This window comes from Proteiniphilum propionicum (assembly GCF_022267555.1).
Lineage (GTDB): Bacteria > Bacteroidota > Bacteroidia > Bacteroidales > Dysgonomonadaceae > Proteiniphilum > Proteiniphilum propionicum.
This window is the reverse complement of record NZ_CP073586.1, coordinates 1564306-1580953: the sequence shown is the minus strand read 5'-3', so window position 1 is coordinate 1580953 and position 16648 is coordinate 1564306. Positions and strand designations below refer to the sequence as shown.

Sequence of the window (16648 nt, the reverse complement as noted above, 5' to 3'; positions counted from 1 at the left end):
AATCTATACAGATCATTATTAATTGCAAAGCAGTTTTACACATAACTTTTTTTCATACAACAGCCTAAGCTGTGAAGCTCCGGCTGTTATTTTTTAAACACTCAATATTAACAACATGAAAAAGATAGAAAACATCCTCTTTGCTCATGGTGCTGACATCGCAACAAAAGTAATTACAGCGCTAATTGCTGTATGGGTAATAGTAATAATTGCAAAAATAATAATATGAGAACAATAGAAGATATAAGTAAAGAAAAGGAGGATTGATCATGGATAAAATAAAAGTAACATTAGTCAATTCAGGACAAGATTTTCAAAGTTTCATTTGCGATGAAAGCGGCAAGATAATAGAAGTCAATCCAGAGTCACATTTACCATCAATATGGTTAGGATCTTATCTTCCTATTAATGACGACAAACTAATGCAAGAAGGCAATTATTGCCCTATAAGAAAGGCTTATAGTTCCAGTTTCGGATATTTAAGACATATAATTGTAAAAATAGAAAAATTATGAAAGGAATACTATTTACAGAACCAAATTTCAACCGGACAGTTCAGGGGTCGAAAAAACAAACACGAAGAATCATTGCGCCACAACCTGACGATGATGGGCTGCATAATCACACTATTTACCCAATGTCAAGCGATATGACTGGTTTTTGGGGAACAGTAGAAGAAACAGGAGAACATAAGGAGTTTAAACCCCGATTCAAGGTAGGCGAAGTGGTGTTTTTGAAAGAGCCATATCAGTATGCTATTCTTCGAGGGTCGGGAGGTTACGGTTATTATTATGGACACGATAAAATAGAAGACTATTCAGAAGATACATCGTGGTTCTGTGCCAACTATGACGACCTTTTTGAATTTCATAAAAAATATAACAAGTATAGGGATAAAAAGATAAACAAGCTATTCATGCCCGAAAGTGCGGCACGTTACTTCATTGTGATTACAGGAGTTAGAGCAGAGAAATTGCAGAATATAAGCGATGATGATTGCATTAAAGAGGGTGTAATTCAATTTAGACAACCTATTGAACCACACTGTGTATATGGATATGAAGTTGATGATCCTACGATAAATGATGTTTGGTTTATTACTCCACAAGAAGCGTATGCCTCAATTATCAACTCAATTCTGTGGGAGAGCAACCCTTGGGTATGGGTGTATGATTACGAACTAAGTAAATAATAAATAACATGGCAAAGCTTGAGAGAGATCGAAATAATTATTAAATAAATATAACATTATGGCACTAAATTTCAAGAATGTACAGAATGCATACAAAGTATTCAACGAATTAAAAAAAACAGTACTTCCGGAACTTGATATCCCGTCATGGCCCGAAGATATGCGAGAATGGCAGGAGAAAGAACGGAAAAATCCCGAATTATGTAAGGTTTACGGCTTTGACAAAAAATGTGATGATGGCTGGGAGAGCCTTGTTTTCTTTGTCAAAAACCCGTCAGAAGAATTAAAAACTAAATTCAGTGAACTGAAATCTTTTGTGCACAATAGCGCAATGTCAGAACCATATTCCAAAAATTCAGAAACTTGGATCTTTGGGTGGTTTTAAACTTAATAAATTAGAACAACAGTCCGACTATTTCTAAAAAACAGGCAAAAATTAGAATTAGCGAATAAATAAATCAAAAATGAAAACATACGTATTGACAGTGAGTAGAACATTTCCGAGCACGCACAATCGTAAAGGGGAGCAGACATATTTTATCGAAAAAATAGGCAGGGCGTTAGGAAAAGGGAAGGTAGAAGTGTATGAAGAATTTGGGCAGGATATATCACCTAAACTTCACACAATTCGTGCAAATTATCCTCTATGGAAAAAGCGATTTAAGGAGATAGAGAAAGGCAAAGCGTGTTTGTCGTTGCGATATTGGAGCGGCAAACCATACAAGAGCAAACAGATTGAATTTGCGAGATTGACGAAAGAAGATGGGATTGGGTTGCAGATAGTAGATTTACGCGATGATGCGGGTGTAGAGCATTTAGCGAGTATACGTGACTGTTTTAAAGCTGACGACAGAATTGCTAAAAATGACGGACTAATTTTTGATGACTTTAAGGAGTGGTTTAAGGGATACGATTTGAATAAGCCAATGGCAATTATACACTTCACAAAATTCAGATATTAACAAATGAGCATAATTAAACTACCTGAGATTAACGCCGGTGCCCTGGAATTCGTGGATGATCGTATACAGGACATTGTAGACACCATTAACGAGGCATTTGTTGTGAGGACATCATGTCTGGATCCAAGCAAATTTAGCATTGAAAGTAAAGATAAAAGCAGATACCGGTACCAACCAACAATGGACACTTTGTACCTATATCTTAAAGGTATTGGAAAATCAATTTCAAGAACAGATCTTCGCATCATGCTTAGAGATCAGAATTATTTTGACCAGGAGAATCCTATACTTAATTATTTTGATAAGATAAGAGGGACGTATAAAGGTGAGAGTCACATAGACAAGCTTTGTAACCATATAACTCCGAGATCATTTGATAAAGAGCCTGACTATTATCGTGAACGTATGAATTTCCTTATTCGTAAATGGATGGTTGCAAGCGTGGCCCAGTGGAAGGATGGAATTCCTAACGCTGTAGCACTCGGTTTTATATCAATGGAGGAATATATCGGAAAAACATTTTTAACCCGCTTCTTTCTGCCTGAATCGCTCGAGGGATACTATGTTCAGCCTGAGAATGACAGTAGATTTTCATTATCCGATGTTTTCACACGCTATCTGATAGTTTGCTTTGATGATCTGGTAGGTATTAATAAAGGTACGGCCAGGATAGAAGAATTTAAAAAGTATACACGCTCGCAAATGATCTTGGTGCAAAGACGTAACGATGAGTTTCCAACGGAACGTAACAGGGTTGCAGTGCCAATGTTCACAGCTAACCGTACAGCAGAAATGGGCGGTTTCCTGACGCAAAATCACGGTACTAGCCGATACGGCACAATAGAGGTCGAGAAGATTGATAAACGCTACTCTCAGCGAGTTAAAGTTGATCAAATGTGGGCTGAAGCATTGATGTTGTACGAAAACTCAGAGTTTGATCCATTCTACAGCGATGAATACATTCAGGAGCTGCAGGAGTACAATCAAAGATACCTTATCCAGACAGACGAAGAGAAGTATGTGAAGCTTTATATACTCCCTCCTGATGATGAAGAAGACGAAGAAGCCGAATGGCTTACAGCAAGCGATATTGTACACCGGTTAAGGAAGGAAAGAAAGATTCTGTCGGCCGATCGAATGAGAGTTACACCTCAGACAGTAGGTAAAGCATTAAGTTCTTTAGGATTTAAAAAAGAATCTAAGCGCGGACCAAAAAAGAATTACCCTGAGTATAAGTATAGAGTTAAATTTAATTTTTAATGATTATGGGTATGATGATGGGTGATGCATGTATTATATGTATAATATACTTATTATTAGATAGTTATAATAATATATATTTTTTTATGCACGTAAATATTTTATTTACAAAAAAAGCTCACTACTTACTACAACCACTTTCAAATCTATTACAGTATTATGTTTGCTGTGTAGTAGGCTGTTTAAACAAGTTACTACAAAGTTACTACAATTTTTTAGGTGTTTGCTTGCATACTTCAATACAAATGCCTATATTTCAATTAGATATACATCTTGTAGTATGTAGTAAGTAAATTAAAATTACGAGAATATTATTTTTTTTCACTACTTATGAACGACAATAGACCATACATTACAATCAACCTAAAACCAATTTTGCACGACTTCATGCTGCATGAATTTAACAGCACTGAAGATGGCGCAATACTGCTAACAGAAAGGCACGACATAGGGCGTTACATTAACACTATGTGGTCAGTATCCGACAAACCGGTTAAGGAAAAAGAGTATATGTTTCCGGTGAAGATGATCATCCCACTCAAGTCAAATAGTGCCTACATCCTTAAATACAACTTCATTCATGTTACTACATGGAAGCACGTACAAATTATCAACTACATAGAGGCAGAATTTCAAAGGAGAATTAAAGATTACTTCTCTATCGGATATGAAAAGAAATTTAAGCAGGTGGACATTATAAATGGGTTCCTTCAGGCTTACAACATTAAGAATAATCAATTGAATTTCGATCAGGTGAAGAAATTAGATTACAGAAATCGTTACCGTTTTAGAGAATCAATCGCAAAATCGATAGAAGCATCTATAATTCAATGAGTTAAAAACAATTTCACTGAAATGTGAATAAAATCAAACAAATCAATTAACAATTTCACTGATATGAAGCGTAGCAACCAAGATTTAAGAAACAGCATCTGTAAAATATATTACAGCCCTGCAAGTGAATGTTCGATGATAGATGTACCGGGGCAGGATTGGGTGCAAGTAACTACAAGTTGGGAGCCACTTGATTTTTTGAGTGCTGAACTCAAAGAAGAGGAGCCTATAAAAGGAGAAATGATTAATCAGGAAATCAATATTCGCATTTTGGGTAAAAGTGCAGAAATTGATAAACAGCTTAACGATATTGTTTCAAAACCTGTTCTTTTACTAATAGTGTATACTAATGGTGAAAATAGGGTTGTAGGTAATACTGAAAATCCTGTTGTATTATCACAAGAAAATGCGGGTGTTTTACCAGGAACAAATTTGTATTCAAAACGCACATCTGCCGAAAAGGCTAAAATAATGCAGTCCTTTTGAATGCACCGATTTCATTGTAAAATTGCAGTATAAAAGCTTTTACAATGAAATCGAATTATTTAATAACTACCTTACTTCGTGGAAAATGGTTTATCGACCACAGAGTTGATATTGAAACAAGCGAAATAATTGATAAGATCCTCAAGAGAGGTTTCGCTGGTGAGACTTCAATTTTGTCGGACAATAAACCTTTTTCTTATTCAATAATATCTACTAACGGTGCCATTCCAGTGGCTCAAGATATACCGGAAGGAATTCCATACGACACTACGGCAGTTTTCTTGATTGAAGGTATCATGTTAAAGCAAGGCTCATTAAGTCATTACGGCACTACAGAAATTGCAGCTTCTATCCGAAAGGCAGTTGAACACGACAGAATTACCAGCATAGTTTTACGAATTGATTCAGGCGGTGGGGCAATTGACTCCATTGCTCCATTGGTTGATGTTATACAGCTTGCACGTGAAAAAGGCAAACCGGTAGTAGCATCATGTGACCTGTGTGCCAGTGCTGCCTACTTTGTTGCTACCTATTGCAATGAAATTCATGCCGACAATGATATTAGTGCAGAATTCGGCTCAATTGGTGTGATGATGTCATTCCGAGATTATCATAAATACTACGAAAAGGAAGGAATTAAAGAACATCGTATATATTCAAACCTAAGTGAGCATAAGAACCAACCTCTTGAGCTTGCAATTCAGGGTAAATATGACATGATCAAAGAGGAAATGCTGGATCCGCTCGCAGTTAGATTTCAGAAAGCAGTTACTGAAAATATGCCAGGACTTGACACTAAGGTTGAAGGGATCCTTTCCGGAAAAACATTTTATGCAGATGCTGCACTTAAAAATGGAATGATACACGCTATAGGTGATCTTGATTTCTCAATTGCCAGGGCACGCAAATTACGTGAGAGTAGCTTAATTAATAAATATACGAACTCCTAAATTTTATTGAAATGTTTAAACAAATTCTTGCATTAGTTCTATCAAAATTAGGAATGAGCCAGCTTCCTGTAAATAAGGAAGGTAGTTCATTCTTAACTGATGATATGAAGGCTAAGCTGACAGAAGAATGGGGCGACAAATTTGTCACCAAATTCGAAACTGAATTGGCAGAAGCCGAAAAGGCCGGTGTTAAAATTGATGCTGAGTCTGAAGATGTGATCGCGCTGAGAAGTCAGCTCGACAAAATGAAAACGGATCTCGATGCCGCTTTAAGCAGCAAAAAGGAAACTGCCGCTGAAAAGGCAGAACTTGAAAAGAAAGTTGAATTACTTTCTAAAACAGAAGAAACAGACAAACCAAAAGAAATTCCTGTAGGTAATATGGGCGTAAAAAGAGAATTCAAGCCCAATATGGGGTATGCTCACAATAAATACGTTGACGCGTATTTTCGTGGTGATGTTGGTGCAATGTATTCAACCGACACAACAATTGATACAGCCGAACTTCAAACTGAGTTTGGTAAGTATGTAGCCGGTGGAAAAGTGGATATCATGCGCTCTCTCATGGGTGATCTGACAGACACTCAATTCATGACCACTATCGTAACTGATAAAACTGAATGGCGTGCGGCTCAGGCTGACATCGATTCTGTACTTCAGCAATTCACTCCCTACTGGACACCTTCCGGTAAAGTAACTTTCTCACCTATCACTATTAAGAATTTCTTCTTGAAAGTGAACCAGCCAATTAAACCTGCTGATATAATTGATCAGTATTTGGGTTACATGTATGATGAAAATCTGACACCTGATCAGATGCCAATTGTGAAATACATCGTTGACGAACTGATCCTGCCAAAATTGGCCGAAGATCTTCAGGTGGCAATGGCAAAGGGTGAATTTGTTGAATTTACGCCTGCTGGCGATGGAACTGCAGCTTCTGAAGGGCATGTTCTTGCATCTATGGACGGATATGTAACTCAGCTTACTAAGTTGAAAGCTGATGTTGGAAACAAAGTAACTTGGTTGCTTGACGGTGTTGCTCTTTCTCGTGAGAACATTCTTGAGTCTATTGAAGGTATTGTTTCTTCAATTGCTCCCAAATATCGCAACAAACGTTTGCCGATATATATCGACCCTGACCTGGTACGCTTGTATAACTTGGCTTATCGCGACAAGTTCCCGACTACCAAAAATCAGGATGTGAATGAAAACCGTTTGGACTTCACAAACTTCTACTTCCAGCCAATGGATGGAATGATTGGCACCGGTGCATTTGTGCTTACTCCAAAAGAGAACTTCAAGCACACAATGAGCAAAAATCATAACGAAGTTAAGATCTACCTGCAGGTACTTAACTACGATGTGAAAGTATTCATCGAGTTCCGTAAAGGTTGCGGATTTGCAATTCAGGAAGCTCTGTTTGCATACCTGCCTCCTGTTGAAGAGCCTGAAGGTGGTGTATAACCAATAAAGTCGGGGGATAACTCCCCCGGCTATATTTTATTAATGTTGAACAATATAAAAATTAAATAAAATGCCTTATACATTTGTTTCAGTACCCCGAAAGGATGCGAATCAAGGTCGGCCAACTCCCAAGAAGAAATTTGTTATGATTTTTGATTGGGATGATGTGGCAGTATATAAGCGCGATCTGAAAAATGTTCGCGTGACCGACTTCACATTCAAGGAAGGGAAAAAACCTATAGGCGTGTACGCTTCAGCAAGCACTATTAATCCTTATCAGGAAAGTAGTGGTGAAGCACGCCAGGCAGGTTTTCTTCAGCATGTAGATTTCACTCACCCAGGCACTGACGAAGATTTTGATGCGTTTCTTGAGAACAATATCAATCGTGATTTGGGTGCAATTGTGATACCATGCGACGGTGATGATGCCCGCATAGCTGGCACGCCATGTGTTCCACTTGTTATGACTGCAAATTCTCAGGACAATAATGAAGGTAAAAATCATACCGTACAGCTTGTTTCGGAAATGATTGGAAGTGTTTTAGGACACATTTCTAAATCTTTGCTACCTGAAACTGATGATCCTGATATTAATGCAGCGTTAGGATTACCGGTAGTTGAAAATCCCGGAGTTTAATCTCTTAATACTTGCTTTGTGTTGTGTAAAGCCGCTCGGTTATGCCTGGCGGTTTTTTTTTGTCCTTTTAAAACAGTAGTTGCAATTGCATCTTTGTATAGCATTAATTATAATTAAATTATAGAACTTATGACAACAAAAAAAAGTGCACCAAAAAAGGAAGCGATTTCAAAACCTGCTGAAATAATCGCGGAAAAGGAACTTCAGATTTCGGAAAGTGAAGTGAAAGTACTGGAAGATGAAGAAGTAAACAGTAAGCCAATTGTTCTACTTATTATGGGTAATGACAAATTGCATAGGTTAGCAGCTGATAAAATAGTAAAACATTACCAGGGCGAACTTTCTGCAATACCAACAAGCATCAACCTAAATGGTGAAGAATCGTTGGTTGAAAAAATTGTGAATTTCATTTCTACATGGGAAAATGAAGAAATCATTCTAATGGATGGAATCATCCCGGTAAACAATTTCACCAGAGCAGACGTGGAGGCTATATATGCAACACTATCAAATGGGAAATGGAATTATTCTGTTCATGCACCGGTACTGCTTGAGCGCAGCAAGATTGTTGAACTCCTTGAAGAAATGCCTGAGATTGAAGATAAAGATTTTGTTCCTGCATACGTTAATAAATTTCATGCAGACAAACTACCAATTGTAATGTTTTGGGGGGAAGATACTTTCACTCTACCAATAGTGAGTGAAAATCCATCACACAAAACTCTCAACTCATGTTTGGAGTATAAACGTTGGTTTTGGGTTTCCGAGAAATCAACTCATGCAGTAACCAAATACTTTGCAGATAGAGAAGTTTAATTTGATGTTGCTATGAAAGAAGAAATTCAGAATTGGTTAGATAACGATCAGGATCCTTTCTCCGGTATAAATTTACTTGAGAAATATTGCCCCGATAAGATCTTTGTGAGGCTGATGAAAATCAACCCACATAAAAACAAATCTAAAATTGTGAGTAAACTCGCAGAAATAGCCAATTTAAACTATAGTGAAAGAAAATCAAAGGCAAAGGGGCAGACACGAAAGGGAAAAAGCTTCAGAGAGGAATTTCCATTTCTCTCATCACCAACATGCCCAATTGAGTTGAAAGCACTGATAACTGATAAATTTTCTTCTTTCTATGCATATCGAGATCTTCACGAAAAACTTTTTGACTGCACCACGGCAGATGAATGCGCCGATACTGCAGCAAAGTTGCTCGATAACTACCATGAAAACAGGATGATTTACGTTGAGCTTACCTACTTTAAAAAACATAATTCGCTCCTGGGGAAACATCCTGTTTTCTCTCATTATCGCAAAATAAAAGAGCTTCACAACCTATCTATTAAAGATTTGGTGTTAAAACAAAGGCAGTTGCAACATAACGTTTGGCGTATAGAAAGCGAAATAAACAAAGGTGATAAACCACATCTTTTGGAAGAACGCAATCGCAGACTTGAAGAAAAGAAGATTGAACTGGCTGAAGTGGACCGACTATTAAATTAAACTATGATGAGCTCAGATATAATTAAACAAGCAACCTGGGATGACAATTCCGCTCCGGAATGGATAGAAAAGATTAACTGGGAAGAATATGATCAATTTGCTTATGTAGGTTACAAACCTGAGCAAATTGCAATGTATTACAACATTGATAAGCACGAATTCATGTTCTATTTCATGATGATAGACAGCAAGCTTAAATATCATTATGATCGTGGGCAATTGGTTGGCCAGGCTAAGGAAGGTGCTGATATGATAAAGAAGTCCGGAAGCAATGCCATACAAGCGCAAAGGCTCGATAAACTTCGCTCTGATATAGATTTCGAGAACGCTAAAAATGATATAATCTATGGCGGATTTTAAACGAAGTTATTTTTCTGAGCTCCAGGACTTCATTCAGGGTGGTAGCAAGGCAGAACTCACAAAAGAAGCCGAACGCTACCTTGATGTTTTATATTTGTTGATGAATCTTAGGCGAAAATATGGAAAAGAAAACGCTATTTCTTTCATTCAGCGACCACCATTTGAAATAAAATACCGTCGTGCCAGGCTAATGTATGACGAAGCCGTTAACCTATTCTATGCAGACGATGGCATTGAGCGTGAAGCTATGAATAACATGATAGCTGAAGATCTGTTTAAAGCAGCTCAGGTTGCGCTTAAAACAGCAAAAACCTCAAAGGATCTGGAAGTATATGGCAAACTTATAATGCAGGCACGTGCAGCAAAAGGTCTCGACAAAGAGGAAGCTCCAAAACTTCCTGAAGAGTTTTATAAGAAGCCTATTAAGGTGTATTCACTGGATCCAACAGTACTTAAACTTGAAGCTGCAGATCGTGACGCGCTCGCTGCAAGAATTGATAATATGGAAATTAATGAAGATGAAAAGGTAAGGTTAAAGAGAGATGCCCAGGTTGAAGATGTTGATTTTATAGAAATGTTTGATGAGCAGGAAAAGAAAACTAGACACGAAGCGTGAAGATGTTGAAGTGAGATTCAGTAACTGGCTCTCTCAACTTCTTGCTATAATGATGCCCAGGGTGCTGGCGCTTATTGCCGGGCGTGGTACCTCCAAGACTGTAGATATACTTGTTGAACGTATCCAAGAAGCTGCATTTGAGTGTGCCGGTGCTCCATTCGCATTTGTGAGTGATACATATACCAACTTGCATAAAAACGTAATACCATCGCTCCTGGAAGGATTCAGAATAAAAGGCTGGGAAGAAGATATTCATTATGTAATCAACAGAGAACCTCCAAAAGAATGGAAGAATAAAATGTATAATAAGGTTTCTTCATGGAAGCACACCATGGTATTCTTCACCGGGTTCAACTTCACATTTATTTCGCTTGACAGACCTGCTATTGGTGCCGGTAATAGTTACGTGGGTATGTTTGGTGATGAAGTGAAATACTTTCCACAGCAACGTATATCAAACATCCTTAAAGCCGTACGTGGTTATAAAGTTAGGTTTGGCGATTCTGCATTCTACAGATCTATTACTTTCACTACCGATATGCCTGATCCAAACAATATTGGTGAACACGACTGGCTGTTGAAGTATGCTGAGATGAATGATAAGGAGAAGATCCTTAATCTCATTCAAACAGGCTTCGTTTACAACGAAACAAAAAAGGAATATGCAAATGCCCTGGCAACGAATAACAAGCGTGAGGTGAACCTTGCAGGGCGCAACATGCAACGATGGGAAGAACGCTGGGTTAAATGCCGAAAACAAACATCATTCTTCTGGATTGCCAGCTCATTTGTCAACGCAGATATATTAAGCCTGGGATGGTTTGATGATGAGTTTGGTGTGGGGCTTGAAGGCGTAAGTTCTTCAATACTGTCAATTATACCAAAGCTATCAAGTGTATCAATGTTCTATGCAGGATTGCAGGAAAGGCACTTCTATAACGATGGCACCAACTATGATTACATAGATACCCTTAAGTTTGGAGAAGAGCCTGATTGTCGCGAACTCAAACACCTTGACACTCGTATTACACTTGAAGGTGGACTGGATGTTGGCAATACACTTTGGTTCCTTGTATCGCAAACAAAGCTTAACAAGATGCGAATTCTTAAGGAGATGTACACTCTTCCACCCAACTACATACGTGAGTTGGCCGATGAGTTTATCCGGTACTTTAAACCACACCAGCGCAAGCGCCTGAAGCTTTATTATGACAGAGCAGCTAACTCATACAAGAAGATTGGTCAGGATGTGGCCAGTCAGATCAAACGTGCCATTGAAGTAGATGGCGACGGCAAGCGTACCGGTTGGACAGTTCAGCTCATGTCCATCGGCCAGGCTAACATCGGCAGCAATGCCGAATATAACTTCATGATGGAATTAATGAGTGGCAAGAATCAGATCTTACCTCAATTACTTATCGATAGATCTGCATGTCCTAACCTTAAATCTCAGCTTGAGAAAACTAAAACCAAAACTCGCAATATGCGATCCGGTGGTAACATGATTGTGAAAGAAAAGAAAACCGATGGACTCCCGGCACATCGATTACCTAAAGAGTCGACAAACTTCACCGATGCTTTTAAATATCTATTATGTCGCAGGAACTACCTTGCAGCAGTTAATAACAAGCGATTAGGAGCATCCACTTCAATAAGCGCCGGTTAAGCAACCATTACTCATTATCAACCCAAGCCTTCAGTAGACCTCTGAAAGCTTTTCATTGTGCCTGTAAACCGCTACTGTGGCTCGGTGTGGCTGGTCGCGCAGGTCACATTTCCCCGGGGCGGGAGGGGGTGCAATTGCAACCCTAAGTCAGAGCGGGTCGGGCAGAGTAACCTGACACTGATTTTGGAATAGATATTCAAAAGGCTTAAAAGCAAGTTATCAGGTACTTATGATTTCATGAGGTGAAAAAGAGGTGAAATATCGTTGTTTTTGAGGGTAAAGTTGTGTTTTTATGCTTAAAAAGCATGATAAAAGAATTAGGAATTAGAGTTAAAAACATTTTATCCTAATAAATAATGATGATTTTAGAGTAAGATTAAATATATTATATTTTTTTATATTTTGAAACATTTGTTATCTTTGCTTTTGCCCACAAATTGAAACACAAAGGAAAGCCTCTCAGGCGTGTAATCCGTAGATAATCGGATTCCGGTATTCAATTCCGGTGGGCACACGCTTGAGAGGTTTTTTATTTTACTATGAAAAACGAAATTAAAATTACTCCTGAAGGATTAAAGTTGATGATAGCCATTTCTAATGGAGGATATTCTGATGGCTTTTATGGCAAAGAATTAGTTTTTACAAAAGGCTTTGAAGGAGATCTTCAATATCTATTTCAAGCATTAGGTAACATTGGAGCATGTGCACGTTTAGGCGAAATAGAAAAAGAAGTATCTATACTTGTAGTTGCAAATAAATTATTAGATGAACCAAACTCTGATTTATATAATGATTTTGCAGAAGAGTTAAGCATACTTCTCAATCAGAGCAATAGCCCTTTTCTCAGACTAATATTTATGACAGAAGAGAATTTAATTGAAAGAATAGATAAACGTGCCTCTAATTTCAATGATGAAGCTCTTAAAGATTTCTTGAAAAAATATAAAGCCTCAAGAACTAAAGCGAAAAAAGTAATTAGACAAAATAAAAAGAGAGCTTCAAACAAAACAACTCCATCAGAATCAGATACAGATATCAAACAGAAAACTCTTTTTGATACAATTATGTGATATGGATAGAAAAATTAATTTTAAAATATAGTATCATGATTTTATTCTTAGCATTCATTGTAATTATAGCCATTGCAGTTATTATTATTTCTAAATCGAACGTAAGAGAAAAGAACAGTAAGGAAGAAAGTACAAAACATACTCAAAACTATAATGATGCCATTAGAAATATAACTATTGAAGTACCTGAAAAAAGCTCTACCGGTATAGGTAAATATCTAATACTTGATACAGAAACAACTGGTTTACCTGAAAAAAGCAGAATTTTCAAACCTAAAGATATTGAGTTCTGGCCTTATGTTGTAGAGATAGCATGGATTCTTGTAGATGAAGATGGCTTACTTGTAGATGGTGAAGATGCTATTTTAAAACAAAAAACATCAATCCCTTTATCAGCATCGAATATTCACAAAATAACTACTGCAAGAATGATGGAAGAGGGTAAGGATCCAACACAGATATATGATTCTTTATTATCTCAATTACAAAAATGTGAAATGATTATTGCTCATAACGTAAGGTTTGATATTGAAGTGTTAAAGGCAGATTTATTCAGACATGGCTTCGATTATAGGATTTTGGATGATAAGAATACTTATTGTACAATGGAAAAGGGCAAAGAGTTCTGTATAACATACAGTAATAGGGGTGCAAGAAAGAATCCAAGACTTGAAGAACTTTTTGGAGAGCTTTATTACAATAATAAATACATGTCTATTCTAAATGCACATTCAGCATTTAATGATGTACTGGTAACTTACAAGTGTTTTATGAAAATGAGAGATTTAGAGGCCCCATATCCGATTGAGCTAAGAACATCAATTGTTGAAAAAGATAAATCTTACGATGAAGAATTTGTATCAAAATGTGTAGAAAAGATAGATTCTAAAATATTTGAAGGAAAAACATTTGTAATAACCGGTGGATTCAAATACTTTTCTAGAGATGATTTAACGGAAATATTAGTTAGACTCGGTGGGTTGAAAAGAGGCAGTATATCATCTAAAACAAATATTGTTATAGTAGGTAATAATGGAGGACCGTCTAAATTAAAAAAAATAGAAGAGCAAAAGGAATTAAGAGATGATATAATGGTGCTAAAAGAAGATGATTTGCTGGAGATGATGAAGTAGAAATGAATTTTTGAATTTATAACCCCGGAATTATTCGGGGTTTTTTTATTTTTATAAAATACTGAATTGGCTATTGATCTATGCTATCTAAAAATCTCTTCAACTCATCCACAGAATTAAAACGTTTTAATTCTCCCTTGTAATCTATTAATGCAGTGAAGTCTGATGATGATTGAGAGGTAAATAATTCCGGTACAGTTACCTCCAATGCATCGGCTATTCTTTGCAATGTTTCTACAGTAGGATTACCATTAATTTGACGTGTAAGCGTATCTCGTACAATACCTATTCTATCTGACACTTCTTGCATCGTCAATCCTTTTTCTTTAATTATATCTTTTACTCTTAAATCAGCCATAGTAATATTTGTTACGATACAAAGATACGTTTATTCTTAACAGATACTACATCTTAATATCGTTAAATAATATTAAAACGGCATATTAGTACGCTTTTTATTTGTGCAATACGATATTATAATGTAGTTTTGTGCATCTATTAACGATATTATGTTGAATAACATTAATAATAACAGATATGGCACAAATGGCAAGAGCGATTAAGTTACAACCTAAAGAGATTCCAAATTTATACCGTGACAAAATGTTGGATACTACTTTGGGAGATTTCAAGAAAAGGCTAAAGAGCTTACTTGATTTGATTGACGGTGAGGACGAACAAATACCTGTTCGTATGATAATTGAACAGAGATATCGTGAAAACAGCATATCCTGTTGGACTGGTGATGCTTTTATAAGATTTACAATTGATAAAGATAGGAGGTTTTAATAATGGATAACAAAAATAGCACACCTATACTGGTGAACAACCCTTACATGAATGTTTTGATGAACGTTGAACCACTATTTAAGATGATAAATACTTATAGTATTGATGATTGTATTGCGATTGCAGACAGAAGCATAAAGCTTGCAGCTTTGGCATCGGAGTCTGAATGGACCACTGAATATGAACGAAAAGAATCTTTAGTTTTCTTTTATGAAATAAGAGAACTGTTTTTATCTATTAAGGAGTGCCAGATATCATTACCGAAATGATAAGAGGTGTAAATCGGTATTTAAACCAGCAGACTGGGATTTAGAATAAAGAGATGAAGCGACCGGCGTACAACCGGTCGCTTTTTTTATCAGAAAATCTATATGTTGTGTAACGTGATTTAAACTTTTCTAGTTTACGCATAAATTAATTATACGAAATTATTTATGTTAACATGTTGCAAAACATGTATGAATAAATAAATAAAAAGTATCTATTTGACTTATAATTTCTACCTTTGTGCATAAATAATTAAATATTAAACTTTCCATGGGCTACTTCTCTTCGTATATTGATAAATATGCAAATGCAACCTTTGAAGAAATTACCAAAGAAAGAAAAGCGCAATTAGCTAATATTGCTAGAATTAGGGAAAGAGATGTATTGGTGTATGCAAGTGATCCTACAAAAAATGCACATACTGAAATTTACCCACCTGACTTACTCATATTTAAAGATCAATTATCTTTTATAAGTACGGAAAATGTTGACATCCTTTTAGAGACTCCTGGGGGAATCGCTGAAACTGTGGAGGATATGGTCAACTTAATAAGAGAAAAGTTTGATAAGGTCGGTATAATTATTCCAGGTAGCGCTAAAAGTGCAGGAACAATATTTGCTATGGCAGGAGATGAAATATTAATGGGAGATTCATCAGCACTTGGTCCTATTGATGCTCAAATAATGACAAATGGGAAGCGTTTTTCTGCAGATGCTTTTTTAGATGGTCTTGAAAAGATAAAACGTGATGTATTAACCCAGGGTTTAAACCCAGCATATATACCAATTTTACAAAACATATCTCCCGGAGAAATTCAGCATTTTGAGAATGCACAAAATTTTTCAAGAACACTCGTCAGACAGTGGCTTAAAACATATAAATTCAAATATTGGTATAAACATTCAAGCACTGGTTTAGATGTTACAGATCAAGAGAAGGATGAGCGCGCTGACACTATTGCAGCTAATCTATGTAGGCATTCCGACTGGTTAACTCATGGTCGATCCATTCGAATAAAGGATTTGGAAGATATGCGACTTCAAATATTTAATTATTCAAAGGATCATCCTGAGTTATGTGAGGCAATTGAGAGATATTATAATCTACTGAGATTAACTTTTGATAAAACAGGAATATACAAAATTTTTGAAACACAAAACTCTCAAGTATATCAATCAATTACACAAGCTATACCATCAAATCCTAATGTCCCAATCGGTGGTAACACGCCCGAATTTGCAACTGCTGATATAACCTGTCCACAATGTCAAGCAATGTTTAAAATTCAATTGAATCTGCAGGAAAATATAAAATTGCAAAATGGGCTTGAACCTTATCCTAAAAATGACGTTTTTATATGTAAGAGATGTACAGCACAGATTGATATTTCTTCATTAAGAATGCAACTTGAAGCGCAAACCGGATTAAAATTAATAATCTCATAAAACAAGAAAAT

21 protein-coding genes are annotated in these 16648 nt (G+C 36.5%); 20 read left to right on the top strand and 1 reads right to left on the bottom strand.

The genetic code is table 11. The annotated features are described in order from the left end of the window. The first annotated feature begins 269 nt into the window (after positions 1–269). The 17 genes from KDN43_RS06365 to KDN43_RS06285 all read left to right on the top strand — a co-directional run bounded on the left by KDN43_RS06365 (position 270) and on the right by KDN43_RS06285 (position 14135). Positions 270–515 carry a hypothetical protein gene (locus KDN43_RS06365; RefSeq protein WP_238868883.1) on the top strand — a complete coding sequence of 82 codons (246 nt, stop codon included), beginning with the start codon at positions 270–272 and terminating at the stop codon, positions 513–515. Continuing rightward, entirely contained in the window at positions 512–1192 is a 681-nt protein-coding gene (locus tag KDN43_RS06360; RefSeq protein WP_238868881.1) for a hypothetical protein, read from the top strand. Before KDN43_RS06365 ends, KDN43_RS06360 begins: the two co-directional genes overlap by 4 nt. Before the next feature lie 58 nt (positions 1193–1250). Further along, the gene (locus tag KDN43_RS06355; RefSeq protein ID WP_238868879.1) at positions 1251–1577 is read left to right on the top strand and encodes a hypothetical protein; all 327 of its coding nucleotides are present in this window, start codon (positions 1251–1253) and stop codon (positions 1575–1577) included. A 79-nt stretch (positions 1578–1656) separates the two neighbouring features. Further along, positions 1657–2154, top strand: coding sequence for a hypothetical protein (locus KDN43_RS06350; protein WP_238868878.1), 498 nt, complete (start codon positions 1657–1659; stop codon positions 2152–2154). A 3-nt stretch (positions 2155–2157) separates the two neighbouring features. Further along, a complete protein-coding gene (locus tag KDN43_RS06345; RefSeq protein ID WP_238868877.1) occupies positions 2158–3414 on the top strand; it encodes a virulence-associated E family protein in 1257 nt (418 codons plus the stop codon). Between the two features lie 330 nt (positions 3415–3744). Beyond that, positions 3745–4248, top strand: coding sequence for a transcriptional regulator (locus KDN43_RS06340; protein WP_238868876.1), 504 nt, complete (start codon positions 3745–3747; stop codon positions 4246–4248). 63 nt (positions 4249–4311) lie between these two features. Then, on the top strand, positions 4312–4734 hold the full coding sequence (locus KDN43_RS06335) for a hypothetical protein (protein ID WP_238868874.1): 423 nt from the start codon (positions 4312–4314) through the stop codon (positions 4732–4734). Between the two features lie 44 nt (positions 4735–4778). Further along, positions 4779–5684, top strand: coding sequence for a S49 family peptidase (locus KDN43_RS06330; protein ID WP_238868872.1), 906 nt, complete (start codon positions 4779–4781; stop codon positions 5682–5684). Between the two features lie 11 nt (positions 5685–5695). Next, the gene (locus tag KDN43_RS06325; protein ID WP_238868870.1) at positions 5696–7150 is read left to right on the top strand and encodes a hypothetical protein; all 1455 of its coding nucleotides are present in this window, start codon (positions 5696–5698) and stop codon (positions 7148–7150) included. A 70-nt stretch (positions 7151–7220) separates the two neighbouring features. Continuing rightward, positions 7221–7787: a hypothetical protein gene (locus KDN43_RS06320; RefSeq protein ID WP_238868868.1), complete on the top strand. Its 567-nt coding sequence runs from the start codon at positions 7221–7223 to the stop codon at positions 7785–7787. Positions 7788–7916: 129 nt separating this feature from the next. After that, complete coding sequence (locus KDN43_RS06315) at positions 7917–8603, top strand: hypothetical protein (RefSeq protein WP_238868867.1); 687 nt, start codon at positions 7917–7919, stop codon at positions 8601–8603. Positions 8604–8615: 12 nt separating this feature from the next. After that, positions 8616–9290: a hypothetical protein gene (locus KDN43_RS06310; RefSeq protein ID WP_238868866.1), complete on the top strand. Its 675-nt coding sequence runs from the start codon at positions 8616–8618 to the stop codon at positions 9288–9290. A gap of 3 nt (positions 9291–9293) precedes the next feature. Further along, positions 9294–9650 carry a hypothetical protein gene (locus tag KDN43_RS06305; RefSeq protein ID WP_238868864.1) on the top strand — a complete coding sequence of 119 codons (357 nt, stop codon included), beginning with the start codon at positions 9294–9296 and terminating at the stop codon, positions 9648–9650. Then, complete coding sequence (locus tag KDN43_RS06300; RefSeq protein WP_238868862.1) at positions 9637–10266, top strand: hypothetical protein; 630 nt, start codon at positions 9637–9639, stop codon at positions 10264–10266. Before KDN43_RS06305 ends, KDN43_RS06300 begins: the two co-directional genes overlap by 14 nt. Next, entirely contained in the window at positions 10232–11932 is a 1701-nt protein-coding gene (locus tag KDN43_RS06295; protein WP_238868860.1) for a hypothetical protein, read from the top strand. The genes KDN43_RS06300 and KDN43_RS06295 overlap by 35 nt, the downstream gene beginning before the upstream one ends. A gap of 539 nt (positions 11933–12471) precedes the next feature. Continuing rightward, complete coding sequence (locus tag KDN43_RS06290) at positions 12472–13002, top strand: hypothetical protein (protein ID WP_238868859.1); 531 nt, start codon at positions 12472–12474, stop codon at positions 13000–13002. A 35-nt stretch (positions 13003–13037) separates the two neighbouring features. Next, positions 13038–14135, top strand: a complete 1098-nt coding sequence (locus tag KDN43_RS06285; protein ID WP_238868857.1) for a BRCT domain-containing protein — start codon at positions 13038–13040, stop codon at positions 14133–14135. Between the two features lie 70 nt (positions 14136–14205). Here the strand turns inward: KDN43_RS06285 and KDN43_RS06280 are convergent, their stop codons facing one another. After that, the gene (locus KDN43_RS06280; protein WP_238868855.1) at positions 14206–14493 is read right to left on the bottom strand and encodes a helix-turn-helix domain-containing protein; all 288 of its coding nucleotides are present in this window, start codon (positions 14491–14493) and stop codon (positions 14206–14208) included. Positions 14494–14672: 179 nt separating this feature from the next. Here KDN43_RS06280 and KDN43_RS06275 point away from each other — a divergent pair, with 179 nt between their 5' ends. The 3 genes from KDN43_RS06275 (at position 14673) to KDN43_RS06265 (ending at position 16637) form a co-directional block, all read left to right on the top strand. Next, positions 14673–14924 carry a hypothetical protein gene (locus KDN43_RS06275; protein WP_238868853.1) on the top strand — a complete coding sequence of 84 codons (252 nt, stop codon included), beginning with the start codon at positions 14673–14675 and terminating at the stop codon, positions 14922–14924. A gap of 2 nt (positions 14925–14926) precedes the next feature. Next, entirely contained in the window at positions 14927–15193 is a 267-nt protein-coding gene (locus KDN43_RS06270) for a hypothetical protein (RefSeq protein ID WP_238868850.1), read from the top strand. A 268-nt stretch (positions 15194–15461) separates the two neighbouring features. Beyond that, a complete protein-coding gene (locus KDN43_RS06265) occupies positions 15462–16637 on the top strand; it encodes an SDH family Clp fold serine proteinase (RefSeq protein ID WP_238868848.1) in 1176 nt (391 codons plus the stop codon). Positions 16638–16648: the final 11 nt, after the last annotated feature.

Bases quoted from the DNA above. Each gene is read 5' to 3' on its own strand.
- KDN43_RS06295 (WP_238868860.1), top strand. From the start codon at position 10,232: ATGAGCAGGAAAAGAAAACTAGACACGAAGCGTGAAGATGTTGAAGTG.
- KDN43_RS06285 (WP_238868857.1), top strand. From the start codon at position 13,038: ATGATTTTATTCTTAGCATTCATTGTAATTATAGCCATTGCAGTTATT.
- KDN43_RS06355 (WP_238868879.1), top strand. From the start codon at position 1,251: ATGGCACTAAATTTCAAGAATGTACAGAATGCATACAAAGTATTCAAC.
- KDN43_RS06290 (WP_238868859.1), top strand. From the start codon at position 12,472: ATGAAAAACGAAATTAAAATTACTCCTGAAGGATTAAAGTTGATGATA.
- KDN43_RS06325 (WP_238868870.1), top strand. From the start codon at position 5,696: ATGTTTAAACAAATTCTTGCATTAGTTCTATCAAAATTAGGAATGAGC.
- KDN43_RS06365 (WP_238868883.1), top strand. From the start codon at position 270: ATGGATAAAATAAAAGTAACATTAGTCAATTCAGGACAAGATTTTCAA.
- KDN43_RS06350 (WP_238868878.1), top strand. From the start codon at position 1,657: ATGAAAACATACGTATTGACAGTGAGTAGAACATTTCCGAGCACGCAC.
- KDN43_RS06305 (WP_238868864.1), top strand. From the start codon at position 9,294: ATGATGAGCTCAGATATAATTAAACAAGCAACCTGGGATGACAATTCC.
- KDN43_RS06310 (WP_238868866.1), top strand. From the start codon at position 8,616: ATGAAAGAAGAAATTCAGAATTGGTTAGATAACGATCAGGATCCTTTC.
- KDN43_RS06265 (WP_238868848.1), top strand. From the start codon at position 15,462: ATGGGCTACTTCTCTTCGTATATTGATAAATATGCAAATGCAACCTTT.
- KDN43_RS06320 (WP_238868868.1), top strand. From the start codon at position 7,221: ATGCCTTATACATTTGTTTCAGTACCCCGAAAGGATGCGAATCAAGGT.
- KDN43_RS06335 (WP_238868874.1), top strand. From the start codon at position 4,312: ATGAAGCGTAGCAACCAAGATTTAAGAAACAGCATCTGTAAAATATAT.
- KDN43_RS06360 (WP_238868881.1), top strand. From the start codon at position 512: ATGAAAGGAATACTATTTACAGAACCAAATTTCAACCGGACAGTTCAG.
- KDN43_RS06330 (WP_238868872.1), top strand. From the start codon at position 4,779: ATGAAATCGAATTATTTAATAACTACCTTACTTCGTGGAAAATGGTTT.
- KDN43_RS06300 (WP_238868862.1), top strand. From the start codon at position 9,637: ATGGCGGATTTTAAACGAAGTTATTTTTCTGAGCTCCAGGACTTCATT.
- KDN43_RS06340 (WP_238868876.1), top strand. From the start codon at position 3,745: ATGAACGACAATAGACCATACATTACAATCAACCTAAAACCAATTTTG.
- KDN43_RS06345 (WP_238868877.1), top strand. From the start codon at position 2,158: ATGAGCATAATTAAACTACCTGAGATTAACGCCGGTGCCCTGGAATTC.
- KDN43_RS06275 (WP_238868853.1), top strand. From the start codon at position 14,673: ATGGCACAAATGGCAAGAGCGATTAAGTTACAACCTAAAGAGATTCCA.
- KDN43_RS06280 (WP_238868855.1), bottom strand. From the start codon at position 14,493: ATGGCTGATTTAAGAGTAAAAGATATAATTAAAGAAAAAGGATTGACG.
- KDN43_RS06270 (WP_238868850.1), top strand. From the start codon at position 14,927: ATGGATAACAAAAATAGCACACCTATACTGGTGAACAACCCTTACATG.
- KDN43_RS06315 (WP_238868867.1), top strand. From the start codon at position 7,917: ATGACAACAAAAAAAAGTGCACCAAAAAAGGAAGCGATTTCAAAACCT.